The 11,544-nt window shown below is 69.4% G+C and carries 10 protein-coding genes; 3 read left to right on the top strand and 7 right to left on the bottom strand.

What is annotated here, in order from left to right:
- Positions 1-122: 122 nt before the first annotated feature.
- Positions 123-668 carry a methylated-DNA--[protein]-cysteine S-methyltransferase gene (locus VP06_RS12275; RefSeq protein ID WP_048464056.1) on the bottom strand — a complete coding sequence of 182 codons (546 nt, stop codon included), beginning with the start codon at positions 666-668 and terminating at the stop codon, positions 123-125.
- Positions 669-731: 63 nt separating this feature from the next.
- A complete protein-coding gene (gene hemH / locus VP06_RS12270; RefSeq protein WP_156295563.1) occupies positions 732-1,856 on the bottom strand; it encodes a ferrochelatase in 1,125 nt (374 codons plus the stop codon).
- Positions 1,857-2,110: 254 nt separating this feature from the next.
- On the opposite strand from hemH, the gene VP06_RS12265 reads away from it, so the two are divergent.
- The 3 genes from VP06_RS12265 to VP06_RS12255 all read left to right on the top strand — a co-directional run bounded on the left by VP06_RS12265 (position 2,111) and on the right by VP06_RS12255 (position 5,218).
- Positions 2,111-3,622: a bifunctional metallophosphatase/5'-nucleotidase gene (locus VP06_RS12265; protein WP_048464055.1), complete on the top strand. Its 1,512-nt coding sequence runs from the start codon at positions 2,111-2,113 to the stop codon at positions 3,620-3,622.
- Positions 3,623-3,628: 6 nt separating this feature from the next.
- On the top strand, positions 3,629-4,333 hold the full coding sequence (gene ung / locus VP06_RS12260) for a uracil-DNA glycosylase (RefSeq protein WP_048464054.1): 705 nt from the start codon (positions 3,629-3,631) through the stop codon (positions 4,331-4,333).
- Between the two features lie 588 nt (positions 4,334-4,921).
- Complete coding sequence (locus VP06_RS12255) at positions 4,922-5,218, top strand: hypothetical protein (protein ID WP_048464053.1); 297 nt, start codon at positions 4,922-4,924, stop codon at positions 5,216-5,218.
- Between the two features lie 4 nt (positions 5,219-5,222).
- Here VP06_RS12255 and VP06_RS12250 read toward each other — a convergent pair whose 3' ends face one another.
- From VP06_RS12250 to VP06_RS12235, 5 genes are all read right to left on the bottom strand, one after another.
- Complete coding sequence (locus VP06_RS12250; protein ID WP_048464052.1) at positions 5,223-6,950, bottom strand: ABC transporter ATP-binding protein; 1,728 nt, start codon at positions 6,948-6,950, stop codon at positions 5,223-5,225.
- Positions 6,951-7,435: 485 nt separating this feature from the next.
- Entirely contained in the window at positions 7,436-7,585 is a 150-nt protein-coding gene (locus VP06_RS37160; protein ID WP_197093193.1) for a hypothetical protein, read from the bottom strand.
- Between the two features lie 614 nt (positions 7,586-8,199).
- Entirely contained in the window at positions 8,200-9,036 is an 837-nt protein-coding gene (locus tag VP06_RS12245) for a glycine betaine ABC transporter substrate-binding protein (protein WP_048464051.1), read from the bottom strand.
- A gap of 112 nt (positions 9,037-9,148) precedes the next feature.
- Positions 9,149-10,000 (bottom strand): ABC transporter permease, encoded by an 852-nt coding sequence (locus VP06_RS12240; RefSeq protein ID WP_048464050.1) that lies wholly within the window; start codon positions 9,998-10,000, stop codon positions 9,149-9,151.
- Positions 9,916-11,223, bottom strand: a complete 1,308-nt coding sequence (locus tag VP06_RS12235) for a quaternary amine ABC transporter ATP-binding protein (RefSeq protein WP_048464049.1) — start codon at positions 11,221-11,223, stop codon at positions 9,916-9,918. The genes VP06_RS12240 and VP06_RS12235 overlap by 85 nt, the downstream gene beginning before the upstream one ends.
- Between the last annotated feature and the right edge of the window lie 321 nt (positions 11,224-11,544).

Below are 11,544 nucleotides of genomic sequence, written 5' to 3'. Positions count from 1 at the left end.
AAATCCTGTCCCCGCAACCAAATATCGCGAAAAACCCCGCTCAGGCTCGGCCGGCGGGGTTTTTCGCATCGAGGCAGGCGGCAAGGTCATCCCCTGCGGACCGGGCGACGCGCCATCGTGTTTCACCCAAGATCAAAAAATCCCTGCCGGGATCCGAGCGCCACGCCCTCGTGGGCGAGAAGCCATTGCTTGCGGTGGAGCCCGCCGCCATAGCCGGTGAGGCTGGCATTCGCTCCGATCACCCGGTGGCACGGCACGACGAGGCCGATCGGGTTGGCGCCGTTGGCGAGCCCGACCGCCCGCACCGCCTTGTCGCGGCCGAGGGATCGCGCGAGGGCGCCGTAGCTCAGGGTGGTCCCGGCCGGGATCCCCCGCAGGGCGGCCCACACCTCGCGCTGGAACGCGGTGCCATTGTGGCGGACGAGGATCGCGTCGATGGCTCCGAGATCACCGGCGAAATAGGCCGCGATCGGCTCACGGATCACCGGCGGCGGGGCGGCGTCCTGCACGGTCACGGCGGCGCCGTAATGGAGCCGAAGCAGCCGCCGCATCCGGTCCTCGTGGTCCGACCAGTCGAGGGCGCGCAACGCCCCGTCCTCGTCGAAGACCAGGAGCATCGTGCCGATCGGCGTCGGGAGGGTGCCGAGGAGGAAGGTGGTCGCGGACATGGCGGCCCGATCCTATGCGAGGAGCGGGGCCGCCGGCATGGCCGCGGTGGTCCCATCCACCGCTCAGTCGAGCCACCCCTTCAGCTCGCGGGCGACCACGTGCTCGATCACCCGCATGCCCTCCGGCCCGTCATTGAGGCAGGGCAGGTAGGCGAAATGCTCGCCGCCGCCCTCCTCGAAATAGTGGCGGTTCTCGCCGTCCAGCTCCTCCAGGGTCTCGAGGCAATCGGCGGTGAAACCCGGCGCCACGATGGCGAGGCGCTTCACGCCTTGGGCCGCCAGTTCCTTCACGGTCTCGTCGGTGTAGGGCTTCAGCCATTCCTCGTTGCCGAAGCGCGACTGGAAGGTCGTCCGCATCCGCTCCGGCGAATAGCCCAGAGCCTCGCGGATCAGGCGGCCGGTCTTCACGCATTGGCAGTGATAGGGGTCGCCCTTCATCAGGTACGATTTCGGCACGCCGTGGAACGAGGTCAGGATCACCTCGGGCTCGAAGTCGAGGGCGGCGAGATCACGGCGGACCGCACTCGCCACCGCCTCGATATAGACCGGGTCGTCGTGATAGGGCGGCGAGACCCGCACGGTCGGCTGCCAGCGCATCTTCATCAGCGCCCGGAACGCCTGGTCGCAGGCGGTGGCCGAGGTCGCGGCGGCGTATTGGGGATAGAGCGGCACCAGCAGGATGCGGTCGCAGCCCTGGTCGAGCAGAGCCTGGATCCGCGTGTCGACCTCGGGCTTGCCATAGCGCATCGCCCAGTCGACCACGACACGATCACCCATCGCGGCTTGCAGCTTCTCGGCCTGGCCGCGGGTGATGGTCTTGAGCGGGCCTTCGTCACGCTCGTTGTTCCAGATCGAGGCATAATCGCGCCCCTTCGGCCCCGGGCGCTTGGTCAGGATCACCAGGTTGAGGAGCGGCCACCAGATGGCGCGCGGCACCTCGATCACCCGCCGGTCGGAGAGGAACTCCTTGAGGTAGCGGCGCATCGGCCAGTAGCTCGTGCCCTCGGGCGTGCCGAGATTCATCAGGAGCACGCCGATCCGGCCCCAGCGCACCGCCGGGTGGCCCGCCGGCAAGGTTCCGGCTCCGCCGATGGAGTGGGCCCCGGCCTCGCCGCCGGCACCGGTGCCGGTCTGGCCCACGGGAGTGGCGCCGCGGGCGAGCGCGGCGTTCGGGGTCACCTCGTTCATGATCGTCCGGTCTGCTTGTCGGCCCGGAGGATGGCGCGCCCGGGCCCGTCTGTCTTCGCGTCGGGTGGCCGTCTACATAGCGCAAAGGCCGCCCGAACCAACGTGTCGTGACGCTGCACCGCCGTGCGGACGAGACATTCATCCGTCAAGATTCCCATGGGACAGTGGCGCTCCCACCCGGACGCCCTCCCCCGGACATCCGTCCCTGGAACCTCCGATTCCCCTGGACCTTCTTGGCCCGCCGGAGCCCCCGCATGACCTTGCCCACCCGCCGCCAGACCCTCGCCCTCGGCCTCGGGGCCGGCCTCGCCGGTCTCGTGGGGGAGCCTGCCGCCGCCCGGGGACCTGATGTCGACGTCACCCTGGTCCTCGTCAACGACATCTACCGGATGGGACCGGTCGACGGCCGCGGCGGCTTCCCGAAGCTCGCGGCGGTGATCAAGGCCGAGCGGGCCAAGGGCCGACCGGTCCTGGTCTGCCACGCCGGCGACACTCTGTCGCCCTCGCTGATGTCGGGCCTCGACAAGGGGCGCCACATCATCACACTCACCAACCTCATCAAGCCCGACGTGTTCGTGCCGGGCAACCACGAGTTCGATTTCGGCCAGGCGATCTATCTGGAGCGGATGCAGGCCGCGAATTTTCCGGTCTTCGCCGCCAACCTGCGCCAGCCCGACGGCACGCCGGTGCCGGGCACGCGCGAATCGACGATCCTGACGATCGGCGGAATCAGGCTCGGCGTGGTCGGCATCGCGCTGCCGGAGACGCCGGGCAAGTCGCAATCCGGCGATTGGGTGTTCGGCCCCGCCGTCGCGACGCTCGCCCGGGAGGCGGCGGCGTTGCGGGCGGCCGGCGCCGAGATGGTGCTGGCGGTCTGTCACACCGACCGGGCGACCGACGAGGCCCTGGTGGCGAGCCGCCACGCCGACATCGTGCTCTCGGGCCACGACCACGACCTGGCGCTCCGCTACGACGGCCGCACCGCCTTCGCCGAGTCCGGTCACGACGCCGAATACGTCACCGCCATCGACATCAAGGCCGAGGGGACCGGCAAGGCCCTCACCTGGAGTGCCGCCTTCCGCATCCATGACACCGCCGAGATCGAGCCGGACCCCGAGGTGCTGGCCGTCGTCCAGCACCTGGAAGGCGATCTCGCCCGCGAGCTGGACGGGCCGCTCGGCCGGGTGACCAACGCCCTCGACACCCGCACGGAGGTGGTGCGCCGGGGCGAGGCCGCCTTCGGCAGCCTGGTCGCGGATGCCCTGCGCCACGCCGCCGGGGCCGAGATCGGCCTGATGAATGGCGGCGGCATCCGCGGCAACCGGACCTATCCGGCCGACAGCGAGCTGACCCGCCGCGACGTGCTGACCGAGCTCCCCTTCGGCAACACCTCGGTGCTGGTGCACATCAGCGGCGCCCAGGTGCTGGCGGCCCTCGAGAACGGCTTTTCGGAAATCGGCCGCGCCGCCGGGCGCTTCCCGCAGGTCTCGGGCCTCACCGTCACGGTCGATGCGGCGGCACCGGTCGGCAAGCGGGTCGTCGCGGTCGGCGTCGGCGACGCTCCCCTCGATCCGGCCCGGACCTACACGGTGGCGGCCAACAACTTCATGCTCGCCGGCGGCAACGATTACGGGATGCTGGCGGAGGGCAAGACGCTGGTCGGCGCCACCGACGGCATGCTCGTCGCCAACGTGGTGATGTCCTACATCCGGGCCCATGCGCCGTTGACCATCGCGACGGGGCGTATCACCCTTCGCCGCCCCTGAGGCCCGATGCCGACAGACGATTCCGTGGCGGGCGCCCTCGCCCGCTTCCGCGCCTCCGAATCCCCCTGGCTCGCCCTGCCGTTCTTCCGGGACGGCAGCGCCGAGCGGGTCGCGGCGGCGGTGGATGCCCGCCGGGAGGCCGGCGCCCGGGTGCTACCGGCGCCGGACGCCGTCTTCACGGCCCTCACGCTGACGCCCCTCGACCAGGTGCGGGCGGTGATCCTCGGCCAGGATCCCTACCCGACCCCGGGCGATGCCCATGGCCTCGCCTTCTCGTATGTCGGCGGGCGCCGGCTGCCGGCCTCGCTGAAGGTGATCCTCGCCGAGATGGCGGAGGAAACCGGCTCCCCCATGCCGGTCTCCGGCGATCTCACCCCCTGGGCGCGCCAGGGCGTGCTGCTCCTCAACGCGGCGCTGACGGTCGAGGCGGGTAAGGCCGGCGCCCACCTGAAGCTCGGCTGGTCGGAACTCACCGATCAGGCGGTGTCGGCGGTCTCGGCCGCACGGCCCGCCGTCGTCTTCCTGCTCTGGGGAGCGCCGGCCCGCCAGCGCGCCGCCCTGATCGACCGGGACAAGCACCGGGTGCTGGAAGCCGGCCACCCTTCGCCCCTCAACCGCAAGGCGGATTTCCGCGGCAGCCGGCCGTTCGGGCAGGCGAATGCCTGGCTGGCGGCGAAGGGGCTGAACCCGATCGACTGGCGGTTGGGATAACGGCTCGGCCCGCACCCGCCGGACCTGGCGCCAGTCCCACGCGCCCGAAGCCGCGGAGCGGAAGGCTGCGCCTGCTGCGATCCGGGCAAGCCGCGGGACGCCGTCGCAAGGTCTGACGCGACGACCAGCAAGACCGTCCGGGCCGGTCCGCCCAGTCCAGCGTCCGATCTGCGCCACTTCAGGAAAAAGCCGCGCAATTCATTAACATCGCATGCAACAAGTCGGAAAATGGCAGACCTTAATCCGCACCGCGGCGCTGAAGCATCCGCCGGCATGCCCCCCGCCATGCAAGACCCTGCGCCGTGGCGGTTGCATGATCTGACTGGCGGGAGCCAGAGCTATGCCGCCTGCCGTGGATGACTGTCGCGGCAGCTCCAAACGATCGGGGTCTCGCATTTTAGACTGCATTGGCCGTCTACGTCGGCCGGCCGGGCCAGGGTGGCCGGAACGCAACGCCATCTGGATCGAACCCGGCCGGATCAACTGTGCAAGCAATGATAAAGACGTTCGCACACCCTCATTACGCCACATGGATTAGGCTATGAGCCCGAATGTTTCCAACATAGATCAAGTACTACCTGCGCGAGCATGATCCTGACATATGATGCGACGACGGCCGCCAAGGGCCGTCCCCCCACCTCTCCCCGCGCCGCGGAACTGCTCGCGCATGTCCTGCGCGACCTCGCCCTGTCCTACGAGGCAGAGTGTCCGGGCGGCTTCGCGCGCTTCCGGCAGGCGCTGCCGGTCGAGTCGCTCGCGGTCATCGCCCGCTTCAGCGGCTCGGCGGCGACCGACGAGGCGGCGCTCGCCCTGGCGCGCCAGGTGCACGAGACGCTGCTCGACGTCGAGGAAGACGTTTGGGCGCTCCACACCGCCGCGCACTGACCCGCTACTCCGCCGCCGTCATCCCGCCCTGGGCCGCGTGCAGGCGCCGGTAGGCGCCGTTCGCCGCCACCAGGGCCTCGTGCGAGCCCTGCTCCTGGATGCGGCCGTTCGACACCACGGCGATGCGGTCGGCATGCCGGATGGTGGCGAGGCGGTGGGCGATGACCAGGGTGGTGCGGCCCTCCGCCAGCTCGGACAGGGCCTGCTGGATCTCGCGCTCGGTCTCGGTGTCGAGGGCCGAGGTCGCCTCGTCGAGGATCAGGATCGGCGGGTTCTTGAGGAAGACCCGGGCGATCGCCAGGCGCTGCTTCTGCCCGCCGGAGAGCTTGACGCCGCGCTCGCCCACCACCGTGTCGAGGCCGTCGGGCAGCATCGCGATCAGCGCGTCGAGCCGCGCCCGGTGCGCCGCCCCCCGGATCTCGGCCTCGCTCGCATCGAGCCGGCCATAGGCGATGTTCTCGCGGATCGTGCCGGCGAACAGGAAGACGTCCTGCTGCACGATGCCGATCTGGCCCCGCAGGGACGGCAGGGTCAGGTCGCGGATGTCGTGACCGTCGATGGTGATGCGCCCGGCCTCGACGTCGTAGAAGCGCGGCACCAGGGAGCACAGGGTGGTCTTGCCGGCGCCGGACGGCCCGACGAAGGCCACGGTCTCGCCCGCGCCGATGGCGAGATCGACCCCTTCGAGCACCGGCCGCCCGTCACCATAGCCGAAGCGGACGCCCTCGAACCGGATCTCGCCGCGGAAGGGAGGCGCGGGACGCGCGCCCGGGCGGTCGACGATGTCGGGCATGGTGGCGAGCAGCTCCCGGTAGCGGCGGAAGCCCGCGATGCCCTTCGGGTAGGTCTCGACCACCGCGCTGATCTTCTCCAGCGGGCGGTAGAACACCCCGACGAGGAGCAGGAAGCCGACGAAGCCGCCGGGGCTCAGATCGCCCCGCACCACGAAGGCGGCGCCGCCGAGCAGCACCACGATCTGGACGAGGCGCATGCCGAGATAGTTGAGCGACAGGCTCGCCGCCATGATCCGGTAGGCGTCGAGCTTGGTGGCGCGGTAGCGTTCGTTGTCGGCGGCGAAGAGACGCCGCTCATGGGCCTCGTTGGCGAAGGCTTTCACCACCCGGATGCCGCCGACATTCTCCTCGATGCGGGCATTGAAGGCGCCGACCCGGCCGTATTGCGCCTGCCAGTTCCGGGTCATTCGCCCGCCGTAGCGGACGGTGACGAAGGCGATGACCGGCAGGATCGCCGCGGTCATCAGCGCGAGCGGCGGATGGACGAGGACCATCAGCCCGAAGGCGCCGATGAGCGTCATCACGGCAATGAACAGGTCCTCGGGCCCGTGATGGGCGACCTCGCCGATCTCCTCCAGGTCCTTCGTCACCCGGGCGACGAGGTGGCCGGTCTTCTGGTTGTCGAAGAAGCGGAACGACAGCGTCTGGAGGTGGTCGAAGGCGCGGGCGCGCATCGTCGTCTCGATGTTGATGCCGAGCACGTGCCCCCAATAGGTCACCACCACCATCAGCCCCGCATTGGCGACGTAGAGCGCCGCCAGCCCCAAGCCGGCGAGCAGGATCAGGCTCCAGTCCTGCCGCGGCAGCAGCACGTCGACGAAAGCCTTCACCGCCATCGGGAAGCCGAGTTCGAGCAGGCCCGACAGGATGGCGCAACCGAAATCGAGGAGGAACAGGGCTCGGTACGGCCGGTAATAGGCGAGGAAAGCCTTCAGCATGTCGGTCCGGCGGCAGTGGGCAGGACGCCGCCGGGGGCGGCGCGCGGGGCTCTGATACGCGGGAATGCGCGGGCGCGACAAGGTCGGGGCAGGGCCTCCTTCACCGGACCCGTCTCGCACCGGACCCGTCTCGACGTCCTGTCGAAGCCGGCGCGGATGGCCGGGGCAGCCTTGTGGCCGGGATCGGGTCAGGGATCGATGTCAGCCGTGCCGGTCTTGAGCCTGTGGTCGATCGCGGATGGGCACCGAGGCGGCCACGGCGCAGATCGCCTTCTTGGGATCGCGCCGGCGCTGGAACGGCGCCTTGAGGCCGCTCGTCGTCTTGCCCCTCGCCTCCGAACGGGCGCATCGACCGAAACCCGCGACGGCCCGTTGGTCAGTCAAGCCCCATCGCCGTCCACCAGAAACGGCAATCCCAGGCAAGAGTGCGACGCCCAGGCAAAAGTGCGACGCCCCGGCAGGAGTGCAACGCCGGGGTGGACGGCTCAAGGCAGGATCCCGGCGAGCTTCAGCCCACCCGCGGCGATCACCGCCAGCACCGCCCCCCAGAGGTCGAGGGGCATCGCGGCCCACCAGGCGGTGCGCTCCTCCGCGCGCGGCAACGGCGCGCCTCGCACCCGTGCGATCTCGTGCATGGTCGTCTCCTCCGGGCGCCCGTCTCGCGCAGGCATCCCCGCCGGACCCTACCGCAAGGCGCCGAGACTCGCAGCAAGAAGAGCAAAAACCAGTCAGACGACGGCGCTCAAAGATGCGTCGACGACGACGATTGCTCATCGACCGTGCAATTCACCGGCGGTGCGACGGCCGGCCTGCGCCCGATCAGGCAAGTCCGGCACGCCGGCCGTGTCGAAGGCCGGAAGCAGGATTGCGCATGCTGTCCTGATGCAGCCAGACATGAAGCACACATGGTGTCGAACAGGCTTGCGCAGACTTGCGAGCCACGGGCTCGTCGCAACGCGCAATGTCCCACCCTCTCGCCTTTTCCTGAGGCGAGTGGTGGGATCATACCAACGGTCGAAAGAAAACGACTTTTGGTGCCGTTCTCCAATTTCCGCTAAGCCTTTGCCTCAGTATCGAAAATTTGAGATGGATCATCGGCCCGACGCGTCAGCATCTTGGGCCGATGGTTATCATTCGACTCTCCTGGTGCCTCGACCGATGACCCGCCCGGGCTCCGCGTCCGCGGCCCGGCACGGTCTCGCATCGACCGGAGAGAGGAGCGAACCGATGACGGTTCGGCTCCCGGCCCTTATTTCAGCCAGCCATCGACGGTCGCGCGGTTGGCGGCGATCCACTTGGCGGCGGTGTCGGCGGGCTTGACGCCCTTCTCCTCGTTCTCCGCCATCATGGCTTCCTCGTCCTTGATGGAGAGCTTGAACTTCTTGAGGATGCCGTAGACCTCCGGCATCTCTTCCTTCAGGCCCTTGCGGGCGAGCGTGTTCACGGTCTCGTCGTCTCCGAAGACCTTCTTGGGATCGGCGAGGTATTTCAGTTCATAGCGCGCGAACATCCAGTGCGGCGTCCAGGCGGTGACGACGATGTCCTTCTTCTGGCGCACGGCATCCTTGAGCGCGCTCGTCATCGTGGCGTCGCTGCCGTCGACGAGCTTGACGGTGAGCCCATAAGCCTTGATCGCCGCCTCGGAGGTCTTCATCACGCCGGCACCCGGATCGATGCCGATCACCTTGCCGTCGACCTCGGCGGCCTTGGTCTTCAGGTCCTCGATCGAGGTGAGCGACGAGGAGGCGGGCACCGCCCAGCCGATCTTGGCGCCGGTGACGTTCGGCCCGATCAGCTCGAGGCGGTTCTTCAGCTTCTCGTAATAGGCGGCCTGGGTCACCGGCAGCCAAGCCGCGACGCTCGCATCGGCATCCCCGGTCGCCACCGCCTGCCACATCGCGGCGGCGGCGAGCGGCGTCGCCTTCACCTGGTAGCCCTTCTCCTCGAGCACCTGCTTGAGGATGGTGGTGGCCACCACCGCATCGCTCCACTCCACGTAGGCGAGCCGCACCTGCTTGTCGGCGGCCTCGGCCGCGGTCTGGGCGAAGGCGAGGCAGAGAATGACGCCGAAGGCTGTCGCGCGCATGGTCTGGTCTGTCCGGAGGCTGGGGGGATCGGGAGGGGGGGGGGATCGGCCGCGGCGCCCGCAGGCGCCGGGACCCTTGTCGGGGAGCCGCCGAAGGGGCGGCCCTTGGGCCTCACGCGCTGCCGTGCGGCCGGGCGCGGGCGGCGAGCGCCTGGGTCGAGCGGTCGAGGATGACCGCCAGGATCACGATGCCGAGGCCGGCCTCGAATCCGGCCCCGGCTTCGAGCCGCTGGATCGACTGCCAGACCGCCCGGCCGAGGCCGCCGGCGCCGATCATCGCGGCGATGACCACCATCGAGAGGGCGAGCATCATCGTCTGGTTGACGCCCGCCATGATGGTCGGCAGCGCCAGCGGCAGCTGCACCTTGAACAGCTTCTGGGTGGTCGAGCCGCCGAAGGCGTCGGACGCCTCGACCAGCTCGGCGGGCACGTTGCGGATGCCGAGGGCCGTCAGGCGGATCACCGGCGGCACCGAGAACACGATGGTGGCAAAGCACGCCGACACGGCGCCGAGGCCGAAGAACGGCAGAGCCGGGATCAGGTACACGAAGCTCGGCAGCGTCTGCATCATGTCGAGGAGTGGCGAGAAGATCCGCCAGGCCCGCCGGCTCAGGGCGAACCAGATCCCGACCGGGATGCCGATCACCAGGGCCGTGAGGGTCGACAGGCTGACGAGGACGAGGGTCTCGACCGTCGCCTGCCAGAGCCGCAAGTTCCAGAGGAACAGCAGGCCGAACAACGTCAGGAGCCCGATCCGGCGCCCGCCGATCCGGTAGGTGGCGAAGGCGGCGAGCCCGATGAAGATCCAGGGCGGGACCGCGATCAGGGCGGTGGTCAGCAGGTCGATCCAGTCCGAGACCGAGCGGCTGACCGCCCGGGTCAGCCAAGCGCCATGGTCGGTGAGCCAGTCGAGACCTTCGTCACTGAGCGTGTCGAGGGGGAATTTTGGGACGTTCCAGTCCATCGCTCCGCTCCTGCCGGCTTGGGGAATGTCGAGGTCTCGGGGTGGCGCAGGTCCGGGCGCGCGGCCAGGGCCCGCACCACGTCCCGGCTGGTGATGCCGCCGATCAGGCACCCGTCCGGATCGACGACGGGGACGCAGCCCTCGGCCGCGACCCGGGCCAGGAGCCCGTCGAGGCGCAGCTCGGCCGCCACCGCCTCGGCGCCGGGATCGAGCAGGGCCGCAACCGTCTCCCCCGGCCGGGCGCCGGCGAGCGCAGCGGCGCGCAGGCGGCCGACGAAGCGCCGCTCCTCGTCCGCCACGAGCCAGGTCTCGCCACCCTCGCCGGCGATCCGGGCCCGGGCCTCGGCGACGGTGAGGGTGGGCGCCAGGACCGGCGCGGCGCGATCCGCGACGTGCCCCGCCCGCATGACCGCCACGAGATCGATGTGCTCGACGAAGCGTGCGACGTATTCGGTCGCCGGGCGGGCCACGATGTCCTCGGGCTGGCCGATCTGGACGACCTCGCCATCCTTCATCAGCACGATGCGGCCGCCCAGGGCCACGGCCTCGTCGAGGTCGTGCGAGACGAAGACGATGGTCTTCCTGAGCTTCTGCTGGAGATCGCGCAGCTCGGCTTGCATGTCGCGGCGGATCAGCGGGTCGAGCGCGCTGAACGCCTCGTCCATCAGCAGGATCTCGGCATCGGCCGCGAGCGCGCGCGCCAGCCCGGCCCGCTGCTGCATGCCGCCGGACAGCTCGTGCGGATACTTGCTCTCCCAGCCCTTGAGGCCGACGAGCTCGATCGCGTGCATCGCCGCCTCGGTCCGCCGCGCCGCCGGAACGTTCTTGATCTCCAGGCCGAACCCGACATTCGACAGAATGGTCCGGTTCGGCAGCAAGGCGAAGTGCTGGAACACCATGCCGAAGGTCTTCTGGCGGAACGCCAGCAGATCCTTGCGGCCGAGCTTCGTCACGTCGACGCCGCCGACGCGGATGCTCCCGCAGGTCGGCTCGACGAGCCGGTTCATACAGCGCAGGAGCGTGGACTTGCCCGAGCCCGACAGGCCCATCAGGGTCAGGATCTCGCCCTCGACGATCTCGAACGATATGTCGCACAGTCCGACCACCGCGCCGCAGGCCGCCGCGACCTCGGCCTTGCGCTTGCCCTGCCGGATGAGATCCGCCGCCTCGGCCTGCTTCTGGCCGAAGATCTTGCTGATACCCTCCAAAACGATGTGGCTCATAGGCTCATGACCCCTTTGGAGCAGCGCGACCCGCCGATCGATACTGTTCGGAAACCAGTAGCTTTACCTTGTATTGTGAAAAACTAGCCGGCACAGGCCCGGCAGCTTGTCCGGCTGCGACGTTTTTTGCCGCGAAGACGACACCGGCGAAGTTCCCCTGGGAGAATCATGTGTTGCGCCGCAGCATTGCCGCTGATTTCGTCATGTCTGGAGACAGATTCCGCACCGGATGACCACGTCTTGAGCAACGAAGCCGGGGTCTCGCATCCGGCCTCTGCCCGATGCCCTTGTGTCAGGTGGGGATGCGCCGACGCATCGGCG

Origin of the sequence: Methylobacterium aquaticum (assembly GCF_001043915.1) — a bacterium.
Classification (GTDB): domain Bacteria; phylum Pseudomonadota; class Alphaproteobacteria; order Rhizobiales; family Beijerinckiaceae; genus Methylobacterium; species Methylobacterium aquaticum.
This window is presented reverse-complemented; position numbering and strand designations above follow the sequence as displayed.